This window comes from Nocardia nova NBRC 15556 (assembly GCF_001613005.1).
GTDB classification, from domain to species: domain Bacteria; phylum Actinomycetota; class Actinomycetes; order Mycobacteriales; family Mycobacteriaceae; genus Nocardia; species Nocardia nova.
On record NZ_BDBN01000001.1, the window covers coordinates 69728 to 95553 of the forward strand.

Annotated in this window: 24 protein-coding genes; 10 read left to right on the top strand and 14 right to left on the bottom strand. The window is 67.2% G+C overall.

The features are described from left to right. The first annotated feature begins 55 nt into the window (after positions 1 to 55). Both NN2_RS00315 and NN2_RS00320 read left to right on the top strand, forming a co-directional pair. Complete coding sequence (locus NN2_RS00315) at positions 56 to 739, top strand: hypothetical protein (protein ID WP_063009209.1); 684 nt, start codon at positions 56 to 58, stop codon at positions 737 to 739. Between the two features lie 110 nt (positions 740 to 849). Beyond that, on the top strand, positions 850 to 1518 hold the full coding sequence (locus NN2_RS00320; protein ID WP_063009441.1) for a phosphate signaling complex PhoU family protein: 669 nt from the start codon (positions 850 to 852) through the stop codon (positions 1516 to 1518). 19 nt (positions 1519 to 1537) lie between these two features. Here NN2_RS00320 and NN2_RS00325 read toward each other — a convergent pair whose 3' ends face one another. Continuing rightward, positions 1538 to 2467, bottom strand: coding sequence for a family 43 glycosylhydrolase (locus NN2_RS00325; RefSeq protein ID WP_245658466.1), 930 nt, complete (start codon positions 2465 to 2467; stop codon positions 1538 to 1540). A gap of 239 nt (positions 2468 to 2706) precedes the next feature. On the opposite strand from NN2_RS00325, the gene NN2_RS00330 reads away from it, so the two are divergent. The 3 genes from NN2_RS00330 to NN2_RS00340 all read left to right on the top strand — a co-directional run bounded on the left by NN2_RS00330 (position 2707) and on the right by NN2_RS00340 (position 6938). Next, a complete protein-coding gene (locus NN2_RS00330; protein ID WP_063009211.1) occupies positions 2707 to 3390 on the top strand; it encodes a hypothetical protein in 684 nt (227 codons plus the stop codon). Between the two features lie 174 nt (positions 3391 to 3564). Then, on the top strand, positions 3565 to 4098 hold the full coding sequence (locus tag NN2_RS00335) for a hypothetical protein (protein WP_063009213.1): 534 nt from the start codon (positions 3565 to 3567) through the stop codon (positions 4096 to 4098). A 2-nt stretch (positions 4099 to 4100) separates the two neighbouring features. Then, positions 4101 to 6938 carry a M48 family metalloprotease gene (locus tag NN2_RS00340; RefSeq protein WP_063009215.1) on the top strand — a complete coding sequence of 946 codons (2838 nt, stop codon included), beginning with the start codon at positions 4101 to 4103 and terminating at the stop codon, positions 6936 to 6938. Between the two features lie 19 nt (positions 6939 to 6957). Here NN2_RS00340 and NN2_RS00345 read toward each other — a convergent pair whose 3' ends face one another. The 8 genes from NN2_RS00345 to NN2_RS00375 all read right to left on the bottom strand — a co-directional run bounded on the left by NN2_RS00345 (position 6958) and on the right by NN2_RS00375 (position 16535). After that, entirely contained in the window at positions 6958 to 7800 is an 843-nt protein-coding gene (locus NN2_RS00345) for a DUF8832 domain-containing protein (RefSeq protein WP_063009217.1), read from the bottom strand. Positions 7801 to 7993: 193 nt separating this feature from the next. Further along, positions 7994 to 8956, bottom strand: coding sequence for a DUF8129 domain-containing protein (locus NN2_RS00350; RefSeq protein ID WP_063009220.1), 963 nt, complete (start codon positions 8954 to 8956; stop codon positions 7994 to 7996). Positions 8957 to 9111: 155 nt separating this feature from the next. Beyond that, entirely contained in the window at positions 9112 to 9846 is a 735-nt protein-coding gene (locus NN2_RS00355) for an O-methyltransferase (RefSeq protein ID WP_063009445.1), read from the bottom strand. A gap of 170 nt (positions 9847 to 10016) precedes the next feature. After that, positions 10017 to 13967, bottom strand: a complete 3951-nt coding sequence (locus NN2_RS00360; protein ID WP_063009222.1) for a non-ribosomal peptide synthetase — start codon at positions 13965 to 13967, stop codon at positions 10017 to 10019. A 62-nt stretch (positions 13968 to 14029) separates the two neighbouring features. Next, entirely contained in the window at positions 14030 to 14794 is a 765-nt protein-coding gene (locus NN2_RS00365; RefSeq protein ID WP_063009224.1) for an amino acid hydroxylase, read from the bottom strand. Positions 14795 to 14820: 26 nt separating this feature from the next. Then, positions 14821 to 15138 (bottom strand): hypothetical protein, encoded by a 318-nt coding sequence (locus NN2_RS36815; RefSeq protein ID WP_146102175.1) that lies wholly within the window; start codon positions 15136 to 15138, stop codon positions 14821 to 14823. Next, positions 15105 to 15467 carry an alpha/beta hydrolase gene (locus NN2_RS35885; RefSeq protein WP_063009226.1) on the bottom strand — a complete coding sequence of 121 codons (363 nt, stop codon included), beginning with the start codon at positions 15465 to 15467 and terminating at the stop codon, positions 15105 to 15107. Before NN2_RS35885 ends, NN2_RS36815 begins: the two co-directional genes overlap by 34 nt. A gap of 135 nt (positions 15468 to 15602) precedes the next feature. Beyond that, positions 15603 to 16535 (bottom strand): SDR family NAD(P)-dependent oxidoreductase, encoded by a 933-nt coding sequence (locus tag NN2_RS00375; RefSeq protein ID WP_063009228.1) that lies wholly within the window; start codon positions 16533 to 16535, stop codon positions 15603 to 15605. 364 nt (positions 16536 to 16899) lie between these two features. On the opposite strand from NN2_RS00375, the gene NN2_RS38305 reads away from it, so the two are divergent. Both NN2_RS38305 and NN2_RS00390 read left to right on the top strand, forming a co-directional pair. Further along, a complete protein-coding gene (locus tag NN2_RS38305) occupies positions 16900 to 17517 on the top strand; it encodes a hypothetical protein (protein WP_245658468.1) in 618 nt (205 codons plus the stop codon). A 336-nt stretch (positions 17518 to 17853) separates the two neighbouring features. After that, on the top strand, positions 17854 to 18375 hold the full coding sequence (locus tag NN2_RS00390; protein WP_063009232.1) for a MarR family winged helix-turn-helix transcriptional regulator: 522 nt from the start codon (positions 17854 to 17856) through the stop codon (positions 18373 to 18375). A 159-nt stretch (positions 18376 to 18534) separates the two neighbouring features. On the opposite strand, the gene NN2_RS00395 is transcribed toward NN2_RS00390, so the two are convergent. From NN2_RS00395 to NN2_RS00405, 3 genes are read right to left on the bottom strand one after another with little or no spacing between them, the layout of a single operon-like run. Further along, positions 18535 to 19554, bottom strand: a complete 1020-nt coding sequence (locus NN2_RS00395; RefSeq protein WP_063009234.1) for a hypothetical protein — start codon at positions 19552 to 19554, stop codon at positions 18535 to 18537. A gap of 55 nt (positions 19555 to 19609) precedes the next feature. After that, the gene (locus NN2_RS00400; RefSeq protein WP_030515175.1) at positions 19610 to 20062 is read right to left on the bottom strand and encodes an RDD family protein; all 453 of its coding nucleotides are present in this window, start codon (positions 20060 to 20062) and stop codon (positions 19610 to 19612) included. Next, complete coding sequence (locus NN2_RS00405) at positions 20059 to 20580, bottom strand: hypothetical protein (protein ID WP_439955837.1); 522 nt, start codon at positions 20578 to 20580, stop codon at positions 20059 to 20061. Before NN2_RS00405 ends, NN2_RS00400 begins: the two co-directional genes overlap by 4 nt. 127 nt (positions 20581 to 20707) lie before the next feature. Here NN2_RS00405 and NN2_RS00415 point away from each other — a divergent pair, with 127 nt between their 5' ends. Beyond that, positions 20708 to 21367, top strand: a complete 660-nt coding sequence (locus NN2_RS00415; RefSeq protein WP_156511171.1) for a TetR family transcriptional regulator C-terminal domain-containing protein — start codon at positions 20708 to 20710, stop codon at positions 21365 to 21367. Here NN2_RS00415 and NN2_RS00420 read toward each other — a convergent pair whose 3' ends face one another. Continuing rightward, positions 21368 to 23041, bottom strand: a complete 1674-nt coding sequence (locus NN2_RS00420; RefSeq protein ID WP_245658469.1) for a putative bifunctional diguanylate cyclase/phosphodiesterase — start codon at positions 23039 to 23041, stop codon at positions 21368 to 21370. It abuts the gene before it with no gap. A 938-nt stretch (positions 23042 to 23979) separates the two neighbouring features. Further along, a complete protein-coding gene (locus NN2_RS00425) occupies positions 23980 to 25185 on the bottom strand; it encodes a helix-turn-helix domain-containing protein (RefSeq protein WP_063009242.1) in 1206 nt (401 codons plus the stop codon). Positions 25186 to 25365: 180 nt separating this feature from the next. Between NN2_RS00425 and NN2_RS36820 the strand changes: the two genes are divergently transcribed. Continuing rightward, positions 25366 to 25581 carry a hypothetical protein gene (locus NN2_RS36820; protein WP_156511172.1) on the top strand — a complete coding sequence of 72 codons (216 nt, stop codon included), beginning with the start codon at positions 25366 to 25368 and terminating at the stop codon, positions 25579 to 25581. Beyond that, positions 25578 to 25739, top strand: a complete 162-nt coding sequence (locus tag NN2_RS36825) for a hypothetical protein (RefSeq protein ID WP_156511173.1) — start codon at positions 25578 to 25580, stop codon at positions 25737 to 25739. The genes NN2_RS36820 and NN2_RS36825 overlap by 4 nt, the downstream gene beginning before the upstream one ends. Positions 25740 to 25826 lie beyond the last annotated feature (87 nt).

A 25826-nucleotide genomic window follows, 5' to 3' on the forward strand; every position in this document is an offset into this window, starting at 1 on the left:
GATCGGGCGCTTCCCACGCCGAGCGGCCCCCTCGCGCGCATGGCAGGCTGCGGGCATGGAGCCCTCGCGCTGTGTTGTCCTGGTCCCGACCCACGGATCGATCGCACCGGATTTCGCCCGCAATCTGGCCCGGCTGGAGCAGCGTGGTTACGAGGTCCGGACCGTCACGGGATTCGCGGCGATCGATCAGGGACGCAGTCAGATGGCCACCGACGCGTTGCGCGACGGATTCGAAGGGCTGATGTGGATCGATTCCGATATCGCGTTCGATGTGGATTCGGTGGACCGGTTGCGCGCACACGATCTGCCGATCGTGTGCGGGATCTATGCGAAGAAGGGTGTGCGCGGCCTGGCCTGCCATGTGTTGCCCGGAACCCGGAGCATCCTGTTCGGTGAGGGCGGGGGATTGCTGGAGATCAAATACGCCGCCACCGGATTCCTGTTCACCCACCGCGACGTCTACGAAACCGTCGCCGAACACGAACAACTTCCGGTGTGCAATCTGCGGTTCGACCGCCCGACCGTCCCGTATTTCCTGCCCATGCTGGTACCCGACGGTGAGCACACCTGGTATTTGGGCGAGGACTACGCGTTCTGTGAGCGAGCGCGGCGCAGCGGCTACTCGATCATGGCCGACAGCTCGTTCCGGCTGGGGCATGTGGGGACCTACAGCTACAGCTGGGAGGAAGCGGGTGCGGATTCGCACCGCTACGCGAGTTACAACTACCGGCTGGGGTGAGTCGCAGATTGCGATCGAATGTCCGGAACGCGAATTCCGGTTACTTCGCAGCGATCGGGCGGTCCGGCACGAAATTCGCAATGTGCGTCCCACTGGGGTTGAATCGGGATATGCGGTCGGACTATCACGCGAATCTGCGGCAGCTCGCCGAGTTGTTGCATGCGATGTGTGAACAGGACCGGACGGCCATTTCGGCGGCCACCTACGCGGTGGTGAACGCCGATATCGAACAGGCCGAGGCCGCGCTGGACGTCGTCGGCCGGGTCGAGGAGATGGCGCAGCAGACCGAACAGGAAGCGCTGCGCCTGCTGGCCTTGCAGGCCCCGGTCGCCAGCGAGTTGCGGCGGGTGGTGACCGCTATCCAGCTCACCGGTCATCTTCAGCGCATGGGCGCGCTGGCCGGGCATATCGCCACCAGCGCGCGCCGGCGCCATCCCGAGCACGTCGTTCCCGAACCGGTGCGGCCGTTGGTCGAGCGCCTCGGCTCCACCGCCTGTGCCATCGCCACGAGCGCCGCGGCGGTGCTCGAAACCGGCGATCCCTACGACGCGGCCGGTCTCGACGCCCAGGACGACGCGCTGGACCATCTGCACGAGCAACTGCTGGCCGCGGTGCTGGACCACGACTGGGCGCACGGCATCACGGCCGCGGTCGATCTCACGCTGCTGGGACGGTATTACGAGCGCTTCGCCGACAATGCCGTGGAAGTGGGACGCCGCACCATCTTCCTCACCACCGGGGAAACCGCCGAGAACTGGGCGCCGGACGACGACGAGTGATCCGGCCGGCCCGCAGATCTCATGGGGCGGAATTGAATTCGGCCAGCACCGTGCCGTGCCGGACGACACCGGAGAGGCCGGGGAGCTCCGCCGGCGCCGACCAGGTGCGAAATCCGTCGTAGCTGTCGCTGTAGAGATAGCGGTCCTCGGTGTAGGCGTCGAGATAGATGCGATGCCCGCCGTCGGGCAGCGGCACCACCGACGGGCCTTCCCGCGGGCCGCCCCATCCGGCCCAATCACCTTTGGCTACAAAGGAATACGGGCCCAAGGGGTTGTCCGCGACCGCCAGTTCGACGAGTTTGGTGTCCTCGTTCTTCACGAACGCGTACACCCGCCCGTTCCACCGCACCAGCTGCGTGTCGATGTAGCCCAGCGAACCCGGACCGCTCGGGCCGACGCCGAGCAGCGGTATCGGCGGCGCCCAGGCGGAAAGTCCCGCGCCCGCCGGTATCAGCAGGTGCGGGGTGAAGCCGTGCCCCCAGGTCAGCGACACGATGATGCCGACTCGGCCCGCCGCATCGGCATACCACTCCGGGGCCCACGCCCCTTCCAGGCGGCCCGGCACCAGCATCGGGACCGAGGCCAGCTCCGTCCACGCGATCCGGTCGCGGCTGCGCGCCAGGCCGATCGAGGTCGCATCGGGGGCTTCGGTGTAGGTGAGGTAGTACCAGCCGTCGGTATGCAGCAGCACGCTCGGATCGCGAGCCAATCCGGTGCGCGGTGTGAACGCGCGTTCGGCGACCGGCGTGAACACCGTCGCATCCGCCGACTCGTATACGGCCACGGTGGTGTCACTGTCGGAGCGAAACGCCGTCATGGTGTACCGCGTGGGCACCCGCTGGGGATCGGCGCCGATCCCCGGTAGCGCCGACTGCGCTCGTGCCCTCCCCGGCGCCAGCAGGGGCAGTCCGGCCAGCAACGCGAGTGCGGCTCTGCGTCCCATCGCCATGACCAGCGATTGTGCGGTTCGCGCGCGACGATTCGCCGCAGGCGCGCCGGAGCGGACTCGCCTCCGGCGTGGCGTGGCCCCAGCCCGCCGCCGACTGTAGTGGAATCGATGCGCAGCCCCGCGGTTCAGCCCGAACGTGAAGTGATCTTGCTCGACACCACCGGCACCGACCTCCCGGCCGACGCGGCGAAGCCCGCGGCCGGACCGAAGGTGGTCAGACCAAGAGGGAGAACTCACTCGTGCGAACAACTCTTGTGGCGCTCGTGCTGGCTCTGTTGACAGCGGGCGGCGTCGCGACGGCGGGTCCGGCACCCGCGCAATCCGATCCGATTCCGATGAACCCGCGCACCTCGTTCGCTGTGGCCGCACTGATCCCCGGAACCGGCGCGGGCACAGAGAATTTCGACGAGATCCGGCCCGCCCTGTCGATCATCAAGCTGTATCTGGTCGACTACGTGCTGCGCCACGGTGACGGTTCCGGCTCGGATCGGCGGGCGGCGCAGCGCGCGATCCAGCTCTCCGAGAGTGCCGCCGCCAGTGAGCTGGATACCAAGTACCCCCACGCCATCGACGCCACCGCCGCGGAGTTCGGATCGGCCGACACCAGACGCGGTTCGTTCTGGGGCGACTCCTACACCAGCGCCCGGGACGTAGCCGAATTCCTCGCCGCCAAGCAACGCACCGATCCCGGTTCGCCCATGCTGCGGTGGATGGCCACCGCGAGCCCGATCGCCGCCGACGGTACTGCGCAGAACTGGGGCACCGCGCATCTTCCCGCGATCATCGGCACGAAATGGGGATGGTCGGACGACGGCACCGAGGTCGCCTCGGCCTCCTTCGGTCCCGGCTTCGCGATCGCCGCCTTCACCCACGGCGATGCGAACGACGAGAACGCCGACCTCGCGGTATTCACGGGGAAATAACGGCGCTGCGGCTGCCGGTCGGCGCGGCGTCGCGCACAGCGGTTGGAGATATTTCGTGTGCGGAGATCGCGGACCGGTTACCGTGACACCCGGAGATCCTCCGTTTGGTTCTGCCGCTGCGGGGGAAGGTATTTCGGAGAATCCCGCGTTCGAGCGGGCGGGGAGGGCGATTCGATGGACGCGGTAGGGGACACGGTGCCCGTCGGTTCGATTCCGATCGGTGCCGTGGTTCGGGATGTCGTCGCGGAGGTAGCTCCCGACGAGCTGCCGGTGGTGGATCGACTGCGGCAATTGGGCGACGACCGCGCGGCGCGTCTGCTCGCGCGCCGCAGAAGTGGTGGTGATCTGCTCGGTTTCGGCATCGACGAGGTCGCTGTGCTGGCGAGCCCGGTGCTGTGGATCGTGCTCACCAAGGCGGCGGAGCAGTTCACGGAGGGGGCGATCAGCAGCGGTGGCCAGGCGGCGCGGCGCTGGTTGCGCAAGCGGCTCGGCCGCGCGAAGGCCGTGACGGTATTGCCTCCGCTCGAGCCCGAACAGATCGCGGAGGTGCGGGCGCGGGTACTGGATTCCGCACTGCGCAGTGGCATGGACGCCGATCGGGCTCGGCTGCTGGCCGATTCGGTGGCCGGCCGTCTGGTCGTCGACGCGGTGCCCGAGCTCGCCGAGCCCTCGGCCGAACCCGACCGCGATTCGAGCACACCGAGCTGACCGTGCGTGCCGAGGAGGGGGAGGCCGCCGCGGGTCCGGACGCGGTACCTATAGACACCGGATTCTTCGCCGCAGGCACCGCGGTCCGGTTCGCGTTGCTGCTCGCCTTCGTCACGGTCGACAGCCTGACTCTGCTGTCGACCACCCTGGTGCAGTTACGCGAGGGCGACGAGTGGTACACCTGGTTCCAGTTGTGCCGTCTCGCAGTGGGATACGATCCGACCGAGCCGTATATACCCGCAGCGATGATGACGCGTGCGGCATTCGTCGCCTCGTGCGACGCGGCTCACGGGGTGCGTTCCCACAGCGATCCGGCGACGGTGATATCGGCCCTCGCGGTGGTGTTCGCTCTCGCCGCGGCGCTGTTCGTGCTGGGCCCGATGTGGCGGCGCCGACGTGGCCGGTTGCTGCCGGTGGATCCCGAGTCGTCCGACGAACTGGCGCGGCAATTGCGAGATCTCGTGCAGCGGGCCGACTTACGCAGGACACCGGCGTTCGCCATCGATCCGAGGGCGGATTCCGTCGGTGCGGTCGTCTTCGGCCGGATGGGCCGCTACACCGTATGCCTGGACGCCGGCCTGGTCGCACGGGGCAGCGCCGAGCCCGCCGTGCTGCGCGACGTGGTACTGCACGAACTGGCGCACATCCGCAATCGCGACGTGGACATCACCTACGCCACGGTCGCGCTGTGGCGGGCATTCCTGATCTGCGCGCTGCTGCCCAACATTGTCGGGCAGGCCGTATCACTGTTCCAGCATCCCGATATCTGGCGTAGTCAATGGGAATTGGGGTTGCGTGGCCTGATCCGGGTCGTGGTCCTCATCGCGTTGACTTATCTCGTCCGGGCGGACATCTTGCGTACCCGCGAGGTCTATGCCGATATCGACGCCGCGCGCCTCGCCGGGGATACCGCCTTCACATGGCGGGATCGACCCGGCGCGCGTCGTCCGAAACTCCCTGCCCGGCATCGCCTTCTGGGGCTGATGCGCACGCACCCCGACTGGTCCGACCGCAGTCGATGGCGAAACGACCCGGGAATACTGTTCGGCGCGACCGCACTCCCGATGTTCCTCACCGGAGTCACCGCGCAGGTGGCGAATGTTCAGGCGACCATCTGGTCGAGTCCCGGCACTACGGCCGAGGTGGCGACCTGGACGACCGCCGTACTCGTCGTCGGCATCGCGGGTTACATCCTCTGGCGCGCGGTCGGTTACGCGGTTCTCATCGATCGGCCGGTGCCCTCGGGATGGATTGCGGGCGTCTGGCTCGGCGCGGGCCTGGCGGTCGGCGAACTGCTGTCCTTCCGCACTGCCGGTGTGAGACTCTTGCCCCCCGACCCCGAGATTCTGATCGTCCTGCTGATCAGTGCTCCGGTATTCACGAGCTGGGTCACCCAGTGCGCCGAAATCTGGATTCGGGGTAGTCGTGGCCGATCGCTGCGCCTGGTGCGGATACTGGGACTCGCCGCGGCCCTGATCGTGTTCGGCACGTGGTACGGCTACTGGATGAACGGGCTTTTCCTCTTGCAGAGGGGGGCGCTGCGGTCGCCCGATTTGTCCTTGCCGGGAACCCCGGGATGGTTCTGGGTCGTCGCCGACCTCGGCAACAGACCGCTGGTACTCGTGGGCGCTTCCGTTCTGTGGTTGTTCCCGCTGCTCGCCGTGGTGCGGCGATGGAACACATTCCCGCCCGCATGGGTGCGACGCGCCCGCACCGACGCATCGGACGCGGGAGCGGTGGTGCATCGGGCCGTGCCGGTGCGGCACGCCGCCGCGGGTGCGGTCGTCGGCGGTGGACTGTGCTGGTTGACCGTTGTGGTGATCATGGCGCGACTGCATCCCGACCAGCCGCCCTTCGGGCAGCTACCCGACGAGTGGGTGTTCCGCTATCCGATGTGGCTGAGCGCGGGTCTCGGCTGTGTGCTCATGCTGACGGCGATCGGAGTGTCGGCGACCGCGGCGCGATTCCGGCTGCTCATGGGGCTCGCCGCCGCCGGCGGCGCCGGATTGGTCGGTCTGGCCGGCTTGTTCGTCCTCGCGGCGACCGACGGATGTATCGCACCCATGCGGGTCATGGCCCACACCTGCCGCTGGCGACCGGGCCCGGCCTGGATGGTCGTCACGTTGCAGGTGCCGTTCGTCCTCGGTCTCGCGATCTACCTCGCGGCGGTGGCCGCGCTGCTGGGTGCGGCCGTCGCCGTGGCCGGCCGTCGGCTCGCCGGCCGAGCGCGGGCCACGGCACCGCGATTCGACATGGAGCCCGAGCTGCCGCGATCGGCGGTTGTGCGTGGTGTCGTCGTGGTGCTCGCGGCCGGAGCGGTGATCGCTCTGGTTGCGAATACCGCGATTTCCTTCTACGACCGTGGACATGTCGAGGGGGCCGCCGTCGGAACACTCGGGCGGGAACCACAGCCCACCCCCGAGGCGCGGGCGCGCCGGATAGATGCCTGGCTTCGGGTCGGTGGTGCGGCCGAAGCCAACAGGCTCCACGACGACAACGAACGGTTACGAGCGGCTACTGCGGCCGCCGTGCGCGCTGCCGAGGGACAGCCGACGGTCGCCGTCGATCCGGAGATATTCGCGCCGTTGTGTGCCGCGATCGCCGCCGACGCCGACCGTGCGGCCGCGTTCGTTCCGATTCCGGACGACCTGGCCCAGGCCGACTGGGCGACATGGCTCGCCGTGGTGAAACGCGCCGGTGACGACTGCCGGCGCAGTTTCGACGACAAGAACGACGCCCTGTTCGACCGATCGATGACCGAGTACGTCGCGGCCGACGCCGCGTACGCGACGCTCTTGCGCCACTTCGACGAGATCCGCGACGCCGCGGCGGGGGGCTGACCGGGGCATGCGAGACCGCTCACCCGATTGTCGGCAGGGTGAACGCGGCGGTGCGGACCACGTCGCCGTGCTCGAAATCGAGGAACAGCCGGTAGGTTCCGGGGCCGGGGACGGCGGTGTGGAAGGTGACGTCCGGGCCCGGGGCGGTGACGCCGTCGCCGGGTTCGCCGTTCGGGTGGACGTGCACATAGGCCAGATCGCCCGCCCGCAGGATCACCAGATGGCCGTAGGCCGCCAGATACGGCTGTAGGTCGGTGACCGGCTCGCCGTTCTTCCGCACGGTCAGGGTGAGCAGGCGGCCCTCGCCGGGCACCAGATCGCCATCGAGAGTCACCTCGTAGCCGTCGACTTTCGCGGTCCGTTCGGCCGCGGGTGTCGGGCGAGGTTCGTACGCCCCGGTGACGGCCAGATCCGCGCCCAGGGTGATGGTCTTGCCGAGTGCGCGCGGGGCGATGTCGGTGAAGACTCGATACGCGCCCGCCGCCGGCAGGTTCAGCCGCACCGTCCAGATGCCGTCGGCGGTGAGTTCGGGATGCACGTGCCAGAACCCGGTCAGCTCCCGCTGCACCACGATCAGATGCAGCTCCCGATCGTGGATCGCGGTGTACTCGGTGACCGGTGTGCCGTCCGGCCCCAGGATCCGGAACCGGAAGTCGACCTCACCCGGTGCGAGGATCGGCTCGGCGAGCGCCAAAGTGTAACCGTCCTGGGTGATCTGGAGTCCGCCCGGCAGCCCACCACCGTGCGCGGCGTGTTCGGCGTGCCCGCCGTGGCCTTCGTGCCCGGCATGCTGCTCGCGCGGGCCGTGGGCCCCGTGATTGGCCTGTGCCCCATGGTGTTCGAGGTGAGCGTGTGTGGTCATCGTCCCGGCCTTTCGATTTGTTCTCGTCCGACATCGGAAACGTTAATACCCCCGGGGGGTATGTGCAACCGACGACAAGTGAGACGAAGAAGACGACCGGATTCGAAACGCGACCGGCCGGCCCGGAATCGGGCCGGCCGGTCGGTCGGAAAAGCTCTGAACGAAGTACCGAGCTCCTTCGGGGGAGTGCCCGTCAGCTCAGCCCGGTCACTTCCTGGGCGATCGCGGCGAGCCGCGTCTGAGCGGCCGAGACGACGCCGTGGCGGTTCTTGTGGGCTTCCTCGTAGGCGACGATCGCGCGGATGTCGGCCGGCTCGGTGAGCTCCTTCACCGCGGCGACGGCTTGGGACACGTTCAACTCGTCGTAGTCGCCGACCGGGAGCTCGCTAGGTTCGAGAACACCCGTGGTGGCGCGGATCGAATGCAGCGCATCGGCGGCCGCACCGGCGCCTTCGTGGCGCGTGACCTGCTCGGCGGTTTCGAGCGCGGCATCGCGCGAGGCCGACAGCGTCTTGACGGCGACATCACCGGCGTGGGCTCCCCGCGCGAGCAGCTCGCCGAGCGCCGGCGGGGTGGTGCGAACGGAGTCCAGCGCGCGATCCAGGCCGCGAGCCGACCACGTGACGGGCAGGTTGAACAGTTTCACCGCGGTCCCCGTCGCCGCCTGAAGAACGGTGCGGCGCAACGCGGCCGGTCCGCCGAGGGCTTCCTCGGCCAGGACGGTGGTCAGCCATTCCACGGTGGCCGAATGCGCGGTGATCAGGCGGTCGGCCAACGTCACGACCTCGCGCTGCCCCGCGGCGGTCGCCAGGGCCTTGATGTAGCGGGCGCGGTCGAGCAGCTGGTGCTCCAGCGCCAGGTCGCCGAGCAGCGCCTCGTCGAACGGCTGAGCCTGTTCGGCCATCGCCTTGATGGCAGCGACCGCGCGGCCGAGGAACGGGCCGACCACCTCGGGCACACTGCCCAGATCGCGGATGGCCGCCTCGATGGCCTCGGCGCGGGCGCGGCCCTTGTCGGCGTTCTCGGAAAGTTCCCGGCGAACCGCCTCGGTCCGGGCCTGAGCGATCCGGGTCTCGGCCACCTGGATCTCGGTGTTGGTCAAGGTCAGCACAGCTCGCAGCTGGGCCAGCAGGGTGGAGGTATCGGGAGTGCTCATGCGAATCTCGTCCTTCGGCGTATAGACGGCATCAGGTCGGGGCGCAACGTTGCACCATATCTGCGACTACCCGCGATAACCGACGATTAACATGTTCGGCGCTGACGCGATCGCCGCAGCGGGCAGTCGTGGATCGGCCGAGCGTCCTGATGCGGTCAACCGAGATAGGTCGATTCGAGCACGAGATCCTTGAGCACCTTCTGGTATTCGGCATGCGTCCGATGCTCTCGGGTTGTCCACCGGGTGCCCTCGTGGCGGCGCATGAACGCTCGATACTCCGGGGCGCCCGGGTATTTCACGTTGTCCGCCACCACGACCGAGCCGGGACGCAACCACTCCTGATCCATGATCCGGCGGAGATCGGGAAGATATTCGTCCTTCTCGTGGTCGAGGAAGGCGAAATCCAATGTGCCGGGGGAGAACTGGTGCTCATTACCCAGCGTGCCGAGCGTCTTCCCGTCGTCGCCCAGGGTGCCGACGATGACGACGATCCGCTCGCCGACGCCCGCGTGGTCCCAGATCTGCCGCGCGACAGCGGCATTCGCCGCGTTGAACTCGATCGAGTACAGCACGGCATCGGCCGGCATGACCCGCGCGATGCGCAATGCGCTGTACCCGCAATAGGTTCCGAGCTCCAGCAGGCGCCGCGGCCGCGCGGCGGCGACGGCCCGGTCGAGGATCCGGCCCTTCTCGTCACCGATGTTGATCAGGTAACTCTTGGTATAGCAGAACTCGTCGATCGCCCGGATGACGTCGTCGATGTCGCCTTTTCGCGCATGCGCGCACACATAGTCCGCCAGCGCCTGTTCCCGGCCGTCGCCGACCTGCCAGGTGGCGCCCATATGCCGGAGGCCGAACAGAAACCGCACATACGACCATCGCAGGAACATCACCGGTTTGCCCACGCTCTCGTTGGCGGCGATCGCCAGGGCGACCGCCGCGACGGCGGCCAGGGCCAACCGCGGGAGACGGAGACCGAACACAGCCGGCCGGCGGGCGGCCAGCAGAATCGACGAAGCAACCGACACCGCGGCGGCCACGATCGCAGTGGAATGCTTGCTCATCTGTTCTTCCCTTCGCCGTGCCGATGCAGTTCGGCCTCCAGGATCGGCCCGATGACCGCGAGGGCCTCGGGGTTGGTCATCTGGGCATGGGTGACGTCGACGCGGTGTTGCGTGATCTGCCCGGATACGAAGGGCCGCCACATCTCGCCGGTCAGCTCGCCGGTGATGCCTTCGGTCGCCGAGAAATACAGCAGATCGCCGTCGTAGCGTGCGGGCCGGTAGCTCGTGGACATGGCGACACTGTCGACATATCCCTGGTGGAGGCGTTCGAGCTGCTCACGGCTCAACCCGCGACCGGGACCGGGACTGTCGGCGAGCACGTCCACAGCTTCGTCCAGGGTGAGTGGCCGCGTGTCCGGGGTGGCCGACTCGTTGCCCTGCAGGTGGGTGACCAGATCACGGACGGTGGGCGGTTCCGGCTGGGGCGCACCCTCGTCGAAGGCCACGCTGTCGAACATCACGAGCAGTCCCACGGCGTGCCCCCGGGCGCGCAGCCGGACGGCGAGCGCGTGCGCGAGTTGCCCGCCCAGCGACCAGCCGAGCAGGTGGTAGGGGCCCTCCGGCTGGACGCGCGTGAGTTCGCGCAGATACACCTCGGCGAGCTCGTCGACGGTGTGGTACCTGCGCGACCCCCCGGAGACGGCCGGAGACTGCAGACCGTAGACGGGCCGGTCGGTGACGTACCGCAGCAGACCCGAGTAGCACCACGAGAGCGGAACGGCGGAATGCAGGCAGATCAGCGGAGTCCCGGAACCGCTGCCACGCAACGGAAGAACCGGCTCCAGCGCCGAACCGCCGACCGCCACATCGCTGTTCCCGCCGGCCGCCGTGGCCTCGATGGCGGCGGCCAAGGTGTGCACCGTCGGGGTGAACAGCGAGGAAATCGTCACCGTCGTGCCGGTCCGCTCCGACAGTTGCCGGCACAGCTCGACGCCCAGCAACGAGTTGCCGCCGAGTTCGAAGAAGTTGTCGTCCAAGCCGACCCGAGATTGCCCGGTGACCTCGGCGATGGTCTCCGCGACCGTGCGCTCGATCGGCGATGTCGGCGCGCGGAACGCCGGACGCGGCAACGTCTGCGGATCCGGCAACGCGGATCGATCGGTCTTGCCGCTGCTCGGATTGATCGGTATCTCGGGCAGCGGCACCAGCATCGCCGGAATCATGCCGGGCGGCAGCACGGTGCGTAGCCGCGCCAGGACGGCGGTGCGGTCGAAGTGCTCCTTCGCGGCCGCCGTGGGGACGACATAGCCGATCAGCCGATCGCCGAGCGCCTCGGACGTCCACACCCGCACCACGGCCTGATCGACCGTCTCGTCCGCGGCCAGTGCGCGCTCCACCTCGGACGGCTCGATGCGCTGCCCCCGCAGCGAGATTTGAACATCGCCACGGCCGAGGTACTCGAGCGTGCCGTCGGGTTGTTCCCGGACCATGTCACCCGTGCGATACATCCGAGTTCCGGGCTCTCCGTAAGGATTTGCCACGAAACTCTGCGCGGTGATTCCGGGCCGCCCGAGATACCCGCGCGCCAAGGCGTCCCCGGCGAGATACAGTTCGCCGCGGGCGCCGCGTGGCGCCGGGCGCAGCCGGGCGTCCAGTACCGGAGTCTGCACGCCGGGCAGTCCGCGGCCGATCGTGATGAGCGCGTTCGGATTGAGCGGTTCGGTTTGGGTCACCACGACGGTGGCCTCGGTGGGGCCGTAGGAGTTGAACATCGGGAGCCGGCCCGCCCAGCGTTCGGCCAATGCCGGCGGGCATTTGTCACCGCCCACGGTGACGGTCCGCAGCGCCGGCAATCGGTCCGGGTCGAGCGTCGCCAGAATGGCCGGTGTAACCACCAGATGGGTGACGCCCTCGTCCTCCATCACCTGCGAAAGCCGCTGTCCCGCAATGATGTCCGGCGCGAGTGCCACCAGCTTCGCTCCGGGTGTGAACGCGGAGAGATATTCGAGCATCGACGCATCGCAGAACGGTGAATGTGCCTGCAACACCACCGAATCGCTGCCGATGCGGTTACGGGTGCGCAGATCGTCGGCCAATGTCGCCAGACCTTCGTGGGTGCTCAGCACTCCCTTGGGTTCACCGGTCGATCCGGAGGTGTAGATCAGATAGGCCGGGTGGGCGGCCCGCAGCGGTCGTATCCGATCCGCGTCGGTCACCGCGGCGGTCGACCGGGCCGCGGCGGCACGGGTGAACTCGTCGCTGTCGAGCAACAGCCAATCGACCGCGGTGCTCTCCAGAGGCGTGCGCCACTCGGTGCGGGTGATGCCCAGCGCCGCACCGGAATCGGCGATCAGCTTCGACACGCGCGCCGGCGGATCAGCGGGATTGACCGGGAAGAACACCGCGCCGGCTCGGGCGACCGCCCACAGCGCCATGACCGATTCCACCGACCGGGACAACGCCACCGCGACAACGACTTCCGGCCGGGCTCCGTGCGCGATCAGCTCGCGCGCCCACTGCGCGGTCGTCTCGTCGAGTTCGCGATAGGTCACCGATCGGTCCGGCCCACTCAGTGCGATCCGTTCACCGGCATCGATTCCGCCGGAGAGCAACTCCGGCAGCAACCGCTGGTGCTGCCGCTGCTGCGGGGCGGCGATCGTGTGGGTACCGGCGACAGCCGCGAACACCTTCTCCGTAGCGTCGGCCCACAGGAATCGGGACAGGCACTCCATGAACTGCTGCCGATACCCCTCCACTTCGTCTGCCCGATACAGCTCCGGGTTGGCGTGGAAATCGACGACGAACGGCTCGTCGCCGAAGCGGTAGCAGCTGATCGCCATATCCTCCACCGGGCCGGCCGAAAGCAGTTGCGTCCGACCGCGAACGGCGCCGAAGTCGATGCTGTCGGGCAGGCTGAGAACGTTGATCAGCGGGCCGTAGCCGTGGCGACCGGCCCGGCCCACGCCGTGGTCACGGAGCAGGTCTTCGTGCCGGTACAACTGGTGGCGCAGCGCGCCGATCATGTTCAGGCGCACCTGGCGGACGAGGTCGCCCACCGTGCTCTCGGCCACGCCCCGCACTCGCAACGGCACCACGTTGGAGACCATCCCGGCCGACTGCCGCAGCGCTCCCGTGGTGCGACCGGCGACGGGCAGCGACACCGTGACATCGGTATCACCGGTCATCTGCGCGAGAAAGGCGGTCACCGCCGCGACCAGCACCTCGGCCACCCCCGTGCCGTACCGCCGCGCTGCGGCGTCGAGCCGTGCCATGACCTCCGCATCGACAATCGCATGCGCGATATGAGGGTGTGCCGAGGGCGCCGCGTACCGCTCGCTGAGGCGCGTTACGTGATCGAGGCCGGCCAGCTCCTTGCCCCAGTACTCGCGGTCGGCGGCGAACCGGGACGAGGACCGGTACCGCTGCTCGGCCGCCACGATCTCGGTCAGTGACACCGCCCGGCACGGTGCGGGGGGCCGTCCTTCGGTTGCGGCGGAATGTAATTCGGCCGTTCGCTGCAACACCCGAGCGGCGCCGAAACCGTCGACGGCGATGTGGTGGCTGCGCGCATAACAGCGATAACGGCCGGGGCCGAGAGTGAACAGCACCGTCTTCGTGACGTCGTCGCCGGTCAGGTCGATGCCCCGATGATGATCCCGGCTCATCCACTCGTCGGCGGCGCGTTCGGGATCGGGGTGATCACTCAGATCTATGCAGTCGAATCCGGCGTCCAGCTCGTGGTCGAGGTATTGGCGCGGTCGGCCCCCGACGACGGCGAATCGCACATGCGGCGACTGCAATTCGCGCGCGGCGCGGCGGGCGCACTGCTGGAGCAGGCCCAGATCGAGTTCGCCCTGCACATCGGTGTATTGGGAGATGGAGAACGGAACCGAGGGATGTAATTGCTGGGCCAGCCACAGTTCCGACTGCGCTACCGACAATTCGAAGAAGTCCGCGTCCGGAGCCACGCCGTCGTGACGACGCGTGGTACTCGAGAGGTCTACCACCGCAATTCCTTAAATCTCGACGGCGAGGATATCGACGAAAGTGTTTGTGCGAAAAGGCGACATCACGATCCGACCCGCGTCCGGAGAAAACCCTCTACTTCCGCCGTCATCCGGTCGACCGAATCGGCGACGAAGAGGAGGGGCTGGCAAATGCTGTCGTCGATATCGCTGGTGAGTATGTCCTCGACCCGGAACTCTCGCAGATCCGCATGCACGAAGGACTCCATCTCCGTGACCGAGGACAGAATCGCGGCTCCGTACGCGCGCGGATAACCCTTTTCGGCGACCACGCCGACCTCCAGGGTGAACCAGAACAATCGCGCGATCGCGGCCCGCTCCTCGTCGGAGGTGGCGCGGTTGGCGGCGCGGCCGAAGCAGCGATACAGTTCCGCGAATTCCGGATCGGCGAGTATCACCGCATGTCCGACCAATTCGTGGATGACATCGGGATCGGGCGAGAACGATTGTTCGGTCACCGGCCGCACGTCCGGGGTCGCGTGCAGGATGCCGTCGGCCATGGGGCCGTAGAACAGGCGGCCCGGCTGGCTTCCGATGGCCGGTGCGAGCTCGAAACCGGTCAGGGACCGAAGCGTGCGGGTAACCTCGCTCATCTGCGGTACCCGGTCGGCGGGCAGTTGAACGATGCGAGCGGCGGCACGATACTCCGCACATCCCAGTTCCTCGTGCATGGCCCGAAGCGTCGCGAAAACCCGTGACCAGAGCGCGTCTTCGTCGCTGCTGTAGACGAATTCGGGCAACGGCTGCCCGGGGCGGCATGCGCGGGCGACGCGCTCACGCTCGGAACGAACGTCGAGACCAACCGTCATCGCAATCAATCCTCTCCTCGAGTTGCCTAAAGTGCGCAGGTCATCACCACTCGGAATCGATCGGCGCTGACAATAGGTGCGTTCTGTGTGCGCGAGTACCCCCGGCTATTTCCTGCAAACAAATCGGCGAAGGCGGCGAGCATAAAGTAGAACGCGGCTTCCCGCAATACAGCTCGGGGAATATTGGGTGAAGATTCTTCGCCGTACGCGGACCTGCGCGAAAAGTGAAACGGGTTGTCCGGCAAGCGGAAGATTTCCTGCCCGATCTGTCGCTTTTCTCCCGAAATCTTCATGGCGCCTTCACCAATGTTCAGGCGCCGATCACGGCCGCGAACATCGGCCACGAATCGTGCACGACATTCACGTTCCGGTCGGCGAAGAACGTCGCCACGTCGGTGCGGTCGAGCCATCCCGACCCGGTTTCCCCGCCCTCGACGCCGTCGAGGAGATACAGCGTCGGGCGGGGCGCCGAGGTATCCGCCGGGCGCAGCACCCGTACGGGGACGGACCGGTCCATCGCCGGTGAGTACACGTTCAAGGCGGCCTGCGCGGCGACCGGCGACCGATCCACCGGATCGCCGCCGGCTGACGCGGCCCCCACGGTCGTCGCCGAGAGGAGCAGGACGAAGACCCCGGCGAGCCACCGTAAACCTCCCGCGGGCAGGTTCGGCATCGGCCCCTCCGCTCTTCTCGGGCGAACAACGGTGATCAGTCAAGCTACTACACGGCGAGCGGGGAACTCCCGGTTTGCCGCCACATTGCTGAGCGAGTCTTCTGTCGCTGAGGTCGGCGAATGCCGCGGCCAGGGTCAACGGGGTAGGGCCGGACACCTCAGCGGATCGACCCCGGTGAGGTCGGCGCAGGCGTCCCAGAGCTCGGCCGCGGTGTCGACGTCGGTCATATGGGCATGGGGTGTTTCGCGATGCGGTCGTCCACGAAGGCCGAAAACCCTCGGCCCCCACAGCTCACCACCGGTGATCTCGGCATCGAGGGTGGCTCGGACGATGCTCTCGGCGCCCGCGTGCTTGCCGTGCAGCACAACGCCGGCGGGCAGGCCGCGCAGGCGCTGGGCCGGAGGATGGACGAACAGCGGTGGTCGCGACGGGGTGAGCGAGTCCAGGGCGCCGCCGGGATGGGCGAGGATGTTCGCGGTGCCGGCCCCGCATGCCCGCAGTCGGCGATCCAATTCGAAACCGATCATCATCTGCGCCAGTTTCGATCGCCCGTAGGTGCGTTCGGGCCGGTAGTCGCGCTCCGACTGCAGATCGCCGAGATCCAGCCGCTCCGACCGCGCGGCGAAGCTGCCCACCGTGACCACCCGGCTCCGCGAGGCGGCTGTCAGCCTCGGCATCAGGTGTGCGACCAGCGCGAAATGGCCGAGATGATTTGTCGCGAACATCGCTTCGTGTCCCCGCGGGTTCACCCGGCGCTGCGGGGCCGACAGGAGTATTCCGGCGTTGAGTACGACCGCGTCCAAGCGCTCGACGCCGAGGGCGTCGACGGTCGCGGGCAGTGCGGACAGGTCCGCGAGGTCCAGCGGCACCGAGAGCGGTCGAGCGTGCGGAACGCGCCTCCGGATCGCCTTGATCGCGAGGCCGGCTTTGGCGGTGTCGCGGCACCCGAGCGCCACTGTGGCGCCCGCGGCGGCGAGTTGCTCCGCGACGAAGTATCCGATGCCCGCACTGGCGCCGGTGACCAGAATCGTCTTCCCCTCGGCTCGACAGCCGCTGTGCCATGTCATGCCGGCAACCCTGACATCGTGCTCTTGCACCGCCCTCACGTGCCACTGGCACGCGGGCGGATGTCGTGAACGGTAACCACCGGAAAGCTGACGGTCGGCGCGGGGGGATATATTCTCAGGTCGAAGGTTGTATTCGGGGGAATTGCAGGAAGAGATGCGGCGTGGAATTGCGCTCTTTACGAAAAGAATCTTGTGGGAATTAACTTTCCAGTCTGAATAATTAATTGCGGATAATGAAATTCTGGACGCGTTTTAATTACGCGATTTCGACCATGGAAAGATGAGAAGAAGCTATATTTTAGAAACTCAGTGTTGCGGTCCGACATCCGGTCGTACCGTTGCTCGATATTTTCTGGAGTTAGTCATGAGATCGATCTCTTCCCTGGTTCGTGCCGGCGTTCTCGCTCCCGTGGCGGTCGCCACCGTCTTTTGTCTGGCGGCACCGGCGAATGCCGCCCCGGTCAGCGTGAACTGGAGCTGTAAGGGCACCATTCTCGGGATCGGCCAGACCTCGAGTATGACCACATCGGTCACCGGCACCGCGCCGGGTTCGGCGGCGTCGGGTTCGGCGGTGGCCATCACCCTCACGCCGGGTTCCTCGTCGGTGCCCAGTTCGGCGTCCGGCTTCACGGTGAACAACATCAGCAACTTGAAGATGACCTTCCCGACTCCCGCGAATTCGACACTGGTCTCGGCCACCGCCTCCGGGGGGACCGTGGCCGGCACCGTCACCACGTCGGGTGGGAATGTCGTTCTGACCGTGCCCGGTCCGATCGCCGGCGGTACCAGCTTCACGCCGCCGGCGGTGACCATCAACGTCACCGCCGGTACTCCCGGCACGCCGATCACCAGCAAGTACGCGGGGACCAGCTACACGAATCCCGGTATGACCATGACGACCAACGTCGCCTTGGTCGGCAATGTGGCGACCTCGTGTTATCCGAATCCGTCCCCGACCCTCACCACCACATCTGTCAGCTGATTCCGCGGACAGGGGCCACGGCGTGACGGCCGGTGTCCGCGCCGGCGGCCGGTGGTGAACATGCCTGGACCGGGTTGTGTCAGCAGCCCGGTCCAGGTTTCACCCGGGCGGGACGGGTGACTGCTGTTCCTCATAGTGGTTGCCCCGCTTCACGTTTGGGGTACGGGAAACCGTTGGACCGAATTCTGAAATGCACCGTATCGCATGGGTCGGTGTGTCGTACAGTGCATGTCCGACACTGCCCACGGTCGCTTCGCCGGCCGCGGCGGTGCCAGCTTTCGTGATGTTCGTCAGCCGCGGTTCGGCTGTCGTCCGAATCGATTGACAGGAGCACACATGCCCGCTTCAATCGCCCGGCGGCGATCCCGGAGAACAGCCGAACCCGCCCGACTCTCGGTCGAACTCAAAAGGGCCCTGGAGTTCTACCACGGAACCGTCGAGGACCTGGCCCGCGAATTGATCAGAGTGCTGGGTGTGAACGAAACCGACCGGCGTGCTTTGGAAATCGTGCTGGCCGACGACGAGAAGTCGACGACGCCGGGACTGCTGGCCGAACGGCTCGGCATCACGGCTGCCGGCGTCACGATCATGCTCAATCGGCTGGAGAAGCAGGGCTATATCGCCCGCTCGCTGCATCCGACCGATCGTCGTCGCGTGATAGTGATGGCCACCGAACTCGCGGCGTATCGCATACGAGAAATCGTCGTGCCGATGCTCGTCGAGAGTTACAAGATGTTGTCGAGCTGGTACGACTCGCACGAACTCGAAATAATCGCCGACTTTCTCACCCGCGCGGGTGAGCTGCAACAAATCCACCGGCAACGACTGCGCGACGTGGATCCCTACTCGAGGTCCTGAAACTCGGCCGCGAAGCCTCGAGGCCTCGCCCGTTCGGCGAGGCGACACCGTAATGCGCGCGTTTCGCTGTTCGCGGAACTGCCGGAATTCGACGTCCGACGCTCGGGCGTGTTTTCGGTGTCGGAGGCGGTGTGCGCACCGGTTCCGGCGGTCGGCGCATCACAAGGAAGAAAGCGGTGGGCGGATGCGAACCGTCGACAACAGCGAACAGCGAGTGACAGCAACCGATATCGATGATGAGCCTCGGCGTCGAATTCCGCGGTCGGACGGACGATTCCGGCGGCAGATCTCGCGCGCGGGAGTGGTCACCGCGTTGGTGACCACGGCGATCGGGATAACGCTCGTGGTGCGAGCGGATTCGGGCCCGCCGGCGCACGTGAACGAGGCGCAGGCGCACCCCGGCGAACCCGCCGTGCAGACTCTCGACTGCGGCGCTGTTCCCAGCGAAGCCGGCGCGGTGAACGCGAGCCCGATGTCCGACGCGTCGAGCGAAATCTCCGTACCGGGCGACGGCACGGGCAGTACCGACACCACCGCCGATTCCGGAATCGCGCCACCGGCCGCGGATCCCACCGATCCCGGTGCCGGCCAGGCCACCGCGACAGAATCCACGACGGCCACGACGACGGATACCTCGGCGCCGGCCTCGACTGCGGCCTCGGCCGGCGCGAGTTTCTCTGCCACGGCGAGCCTTTCGATCCAGATCTTGCCCGGCGTGCCGGATCCGGGCGCGGTCGTCTCACCACCGATATCCACGGCCCCTACGACTTCGGTGGAGACATCGACGGTGACGGTAACTGCCGATCCGAGGACGGCGACCACGACTGTGCCGGCCACGACGGTGCCGACCGCCACTCTGCCTTCCACGGGAGTGCCGGCCGCCACCCTGTCGACCACCACGACTACGGCACCGGCCGGCACCACGACGACGGCAGCCAGGGGCACGACAACCAAGTCCGCGACAGCATCCGCGAGTACCACGATCGCGGCGAGTTCGACGACTTCCACGTCGCCGGAGGTCGCCACGACACCCGGAGCGACCACATCGACAAGGCCCACAACGACCACGACGTCGGCGACGAAACCTCCGATGCCGACGAAGTCGGCGCGTCCGACGACTCCGTCGATCGCACATCCACCGGCCACATCACCGAAACCCGCAGCGGGATAGGTGATCACGCGATCGTGGGTGCGCTCGCTCGAGCATCGGCGGTTGTCGCCGGATCCTGCGCACCTAAGCCGGCGAATGGGCCTCCGGCTGCCAGTCGTACACGACCGTGGTGCGCAAAACGATGTCCTGCAGCGAATACCGGCGCGGATCGACCACCACCCAGAACAATCCGACCGCGAACATCACGCAGAACACCGCCCGCACCAGAGCCCGCGGCCATCCCACGAGTTCGCCGCCGCGGGTCACCACCCGCAGCCCCATCATCACGGCGCCGACGGTGCGACCACTCACGGCCCAGCATCCGGTGAGATACAGCACCGACACCACGATGAATATGCCTGTCGACATCACCGCACCGGCGTCCGGCCAGGTGAAATCCTGTGGTGAGAACAGCAGCCGAGCGAACGCCAGGCACAGGTAGATCGCGGCCATGATCGCCAGGACGACGGCGACGTCGACCCCCGATGCGATCGACCGCGTCACGATGCCGGCGGGACGGTGCGCAGGGGCACTCACTCCGCGCCCGATTCGGACGGTGCTCGCCGGAGCAACTTTCCGACGAACCCCGCGACGGCATCGTCCGCGTGCATCCCCTGGCTCCGGATGCCGAGAACTGCCTCTGCGGACATCGAGTCGGTGGATTCGCGGATGATCCGAGGTAGATCGACACCCTCGATCACGCTGTCGGCCAACCCGACCAGATCGACCCGCCCGATGATCTTGTCGACATCGATCCGTTCGGCCACCGCGTCGAGATCCACGTTGTCGACGACGAGCTCCGTGAGGTCGACAGCGCCGACCGCGGTCCGCACGATCCGGCCGACCACCGCACGCAGCACCCGTTCGGTGTGGTCGTCGACGGCCTCCAGGGTGTCCGCGCCCCGCTGTTCCAGCTCCGCGAGCACCGGCTCGACGCCCGGCACCCGCCGCGCGACGCCGAACCCGAAACCCAGCACGCGCCCAGCAGCTCCGCCGACCCTCGCGGCGGCTCCCGCCACCAGGTTCACCGGCCTCGACATCGGGGTGCCGTCCACATCACCATCAAACTCGCTCGATACCGGATAGGTATGCCTTTCGGGTTATTCGGTGTGCGGACGTCGGCCGAGCTCGGCCGACCGCGGGCGTGGTTCCCGCTGCCAGATCCGGCGGGACGTCGACAGCGTGTCGCTGTCCAGCCCCGGTGGGTTGGTCCAGATCCGGCGAATCCGTTCGGTGGTGTCGAAACGCGGCCATCCGGGGTCGCCGGTCGCCGCGAAGGCGATGAAGGCGTTGCGCATCGCAGCCGAGAGGCCGGCGAAGTCCGGGGGAATCTCCGGTCCGATGCTCGATGGGCGGCTGGTCGATCAACTCACCACACTCGCCGACCCGCGCGACGCCGAATCGACTGTGCGCGAAGTACTTCGGAGCATGATCCCCGGAGCAGCCATCGCCGCCGCGGCCGAACCTCGGCCCGACGACAGCTGGCGCATCCAGGTGATGGCCCGGCTCGCCGTGGTCAACCGAGCCGCGCGAAATCCGGAGATGTCGGCCCGCCTGTCCGCCGGCTCCGATCGACTCGCGGCCGCCATCGCGGCCGCCCTCCCCGCGACGGCAACCGGCCAATCGGGCGATGATGCGCTGCGCACCGCACGCGGACTCCTGTCCCTCGTCGAGGGCCTCCTCCTGCAACTGGCACGCGGGGACATAGACCCCGGCGAAGCCGCCACGGTGTGTGGTTATTGTGACGGCCATTGGCGTGCTGTGCTCGTTGTCGAGTTGTGGAAGCCGTCGAATGGGCGCGTGTGTGCGCAACGGAAACCCGGTCGGTGCAGGTGCCGGTGATCACTGCTCGTTGTGCGCGGCTATGCCGCGCTGCGTGATGAGTTCGTCGAGGATCGCCTGCACGGTTTGGGGGCCGCTGTAGTGGTAGCCCTGCACCAGCGAGAAGCCAAGGTCGGTGAGCACTGCCGCTTGGTGCGCGGTCTCGACCCCTTCGGCGATGACCTCCATGTCGAGCGCGGTGCTGAGCGCCTTGATCACCCCGAGCAGCGGTGGCGCGGGTGAGTCCGCGGTGATCGCCGCGACGAAGGACCGGTCCACCTTGAGGATGTCCGCTGGAATGGCCGCCAGCCTGCTCAACGATGAGTAACCGGCGCCGAAGTCGTCGATAGCGATGCGTACGCCGGCGTTCCGCAAGGCGCTCAGGTTGTCGATCGCGTTCGGTGACTCGGCCTCCAACTGCGTCTCGGTGACCTCGAGCACCAGCTGCCCAGCGTGCCAGCCGGTGCTGCGCAGAATACTCCGTACCCGATTGCCGTAATCGCTGTCGGCCAGCTCCAGACCGCTGACATTGACGTTCAGCGTGAGGTCGAGATCTGCGACAGTTCTCCGCAGCGTGACTGCGTCCACACAGGCCCGGCGTAGTACGGCCTGGTCCAGGTCGGCAATCAAGTTGTACTCCTCCGCGGCGCGGATCACCTCGATCGTGCTGAGGCCAGGCTCGGTGGCCGAAGACCAGCGCAGCAACGCCTCCACACCGACCACCTTGTCGCCGAGCGGCAGGCTGACGAGCGGTTGGTACCGGACTTCCAGGTTGTTGTCTTCCGCGATGGCCCGGCGCAGTTCCTCAGCCAGGGCAACGCGCTGCCGGGATTCCAGCCTGGTCTGGTTGGGACCTGCCTGCTTGGCCCGATACCGGCCCACATCGGCCCGGCTGACCAGCATCGACGCCGGTTCACGCGGCTGCCATGACGTGACGCCGGCGGAGCAGCCGGTAGTTGTCGCCGCGCGCATGCGGTCGGTGAGCCCGACCGCGGCCCGTTCGGTCGTGTCCGGCAGCAGCACCGCGAACAGGTCGCCACCGAGCCGGGCCAGCGTCTGTTCCGGCGTCAACAGCTCACTCCAGGTGTCGGCGACGTGCTGCAGCACCGCATCGCCCGTGGGCTGGTCGAGGTGGCCGTTGTCGTCAGTCTGGAAGCGGTCCAGGTCGGCCAACACCAGCGCGGGGCGTTGGCCGAGCCGCCCGGCCTTGGCGATCTCGGCGTTCAGCAACCGATCGAAACCGCGCCGATTGAGCAGGCCGGTGAGCACATCGATGTCGGCTTCTGCGGCTCTGCGGGCCACAATCGTGACCACCACACCGACCATCACGGTCACCCCGGCCGCGATCACCCCGGTCCACCATTGCAGGTGCTCGCGCGTGCCCAACACCGCCATGCAGCACACCACGGCGAACCCGATCTCCAGGCCGGTGACGTACGTGCTGAAGAAGAACGCGGCATCGCACGCAACGAACACGTATATCGACGACAGCGTGACCGCGGCGGTGTCGCCGGGGAGCCAATGAATGGCAATGGTGATCAGCACGGTCCCGAGCGATACCAAGATCGGGTGCGCACGCACCGGCATCCGCTCACCCACCAGATACACCAGGATGCCGGTGAGCACCGCGACCAGCGCTGCCCCGAACACGACCGCGCGACTACCCGGCCCGTCGCCTGTCAGTGCGGTCACCACGGCAGCGAGCAGTCCGCCGACGAAAAAGAAGGCCCCAGTAGTCCTGGACATAAGGCTCGCTGTTGCCACCACTGATGCCGCCCGCGCCCGAGTACGGGAACCACCCCGGGTTCCGACTCCTCGCATCTCTCCAGACTAGCCACACCATCAGGGTCGGAATACCCAGGTCGGAGCACTAGCCGAGCCTTAACCGGGTACGGCCGGATACGTATCGGGCAAGTGGTCGCCAGCAGAAAGTGCCAGCAGATCTAGTACCAACACCACGCAACGTGTTCGCGCAATGCCATACAGCGAAGCAGTCGCATGTCGATGACCTGCGGCTGCTTCGGTGGGTGGAGCTAAGGGGAATCGAACCCCTGACCTTCTCGGTGACGGTCGGGTGGACTACTTCGGGCAACTGTGGACTGTCAAGTGTCGGCTGGAATGTGGTCCTGAGCAGGGAAGATGTCAATTCTCGACAACGGAGGACGATTGGAGACTGTGGTCGATATCGCTCACGGCGAGTGAATTAGTTGGGACTTAGTTGGAAGAGAGGTGGCTCGTCGCCACGGCGTGTCGTAGCGCCGACACGCGGTTGATTTTCGGCACGAGCTAACTGTTGGCTGCCGGGAATTCCGATCGGTCGTGGTGGTCAGCCGCGGCTCACAGCCGCGCCGCCGAACGTCTCAGATGTCGATTTGCCCGTCCAATGCTCCGTCCAAGGCGTCGAGGACCCAACGGAAGTCGCTTCCTACTCGCTTGGGCTTCGGTAGCCAAGGGTATTTGTCGCGGCTTCTGTTCCAGCGCCGCAGCACTTCCGGGTGTACATGGATGTGTTCAGCAGCGGCTTTGGTCGTCACCCAGCGCCGAACCGGTGGCGTGGGTGGACGCGCTTCAGGTGACATCACGGCCAGTCAATTGTGTGAAAAATGCTGCCTAGCAACGCTTTCCGTGTGCCATCACATAGAGACGACGCCGACCCTCTTGGCCAGCTTGCCCAGCTCTCCAGTGGCCAGGTCTCTGCGGGCCTCCCTCAGCATCGCGCCCACCAGCTCACGGACCGGGGACAGCCCACGGACATGCTGGGGTGCGGCGTGCTCACCTCTGAGCAGGGCATGGAGGGCCGAGCGGTGGTCGCGCTTCATGGCATAGGCCCTGCCCACCTCTACAAAGTACTGTGCGTGCCGGACTCCATTCGGCAGCTGGGTGGGGTCCAGGGTCTCCGCGATCCGCAGGGCCACCGCAGGCTCGCGCCTCTCCACCGCTGAACTCAGTTGCCAGAGTGCAACATTGGCGGGGCCGAAGGTCCGGTTACGGGCAGTGCTGGGGCCTGGCTGGGCATCATTCAGCCTGCTGGCCAGCTCCGCAGCCTCCTCCAGGTGAGGCTGCGCATCACCTCCGGCCAGAGTCTCAGCGAATCCTGCCTGGAGCCTGGCCATGCCCACGGTCTCCAGCTCCCCGCGCGTGGCCGCCTCAGGTGTCAGCCTGTCCGCTGTCCCGCTGGCGACCGAGAAGGATGCCGCCAGCGCGCCGGGGCGGGCTGCGAGAACCTGAGACTTCAGGAACTGCGCCGCGGCGACCGGTGCCAGTGAATCTGCGTGGGAGGCAGCCCTTTCCGACTCCTGCACGGCAGTCCAGGCCAGTGCGTCATGGCCGCGCTGACGGAGGGCCGAGGAGACACCATAGGCGGCGGTGGCCAGCAGGTCCCACGCCTGAGAGCTGCCGCTCTCGGTCAGCCGGTAGGCATCTGTCAGGAGGTCCGGCAGCAGGGGCCCGAGAGTGGCGTAATCGCCGGCGTGCCGTAGTTGGGACGCCTGCTCCACCGCTGTGGTCAGCTCCTCCAGGGTCCTGGGCCGCTTGGTGTCGGTGATGTTGCCCTGGGTCCACAACGCGGTCTCGATGGCAGGCACTGCCCGGTGGAAAGCACTGGTGGAGGGGTCGATTCGGTCATCGCTGCCCGTCAGGTCACTCAGGGTGCAGCCCAGTGCCTGGGCCAGGGCCAGCATGGTGCGGCGCGAATCCACTGGCCTGAGCCCAGCCTCGTACTTGGCCAGCACCGACCTGCTCAGCCCTGCCCGGTCTGCCAGCACCTGCTGAGTGATGCCCCGACGTGCGCGTATCTGGCGCACCCGCTGACCGATGTAGGTCTCCTCTTCGTCGGTCATGCCGCCTACCTGCGCTTTCCCGGTCGAGTTCCCACGCCTTACGTGCATTCTCCCCAAATGTTCCCTCAGGGAACAGGGTTCCGCCTCTCCAGGGCCAAGCTCCAGTGCAAGCCCCACCGCCGGGTGTCGAGGTCCCCGGCGGTGGGTGCGACCAAAAGGCGGGCTGAAGGGGGCACGGTTGTGGACCCGGTGGAAGCACCTGGGCGGTATCTCCAGCACGAGGACGGTTCCTGGTCCTTCGTCGGGGACGACGGCTGGCCGGTCGCGTCAGGGGAATACCGGGCAGAGCTGAGCGCCGACACGGAGGTGCCTGCCATCCCGGCCACCTCACCCGTGGTGGTGGACATCGAGCCCCTGAGCGTCGGGGACGTGGAGCTGAGGGAGCTGGAGCAGTGAGTGGGTGGCTGTTCATCGGCTGGCTGGTCGTGGTGGGTCTGCCTCTGGCAGTCCTGGTGGCCGTGATCCTCTGGCCTGAGCGGATTCCCGAGGACCGCACCGTGGAGGGTATCCGGCGGCGGATCGAGGATGAGGACAAGCCCCGCCGCCTCCCGTAGCTACCTGACCGAGAACATGCTGGCGGCATAGCTCAAGAGATCCGCTCCCTGACAGTTCGGCAGCCACGGTGTCGGCAACCCGCCAAA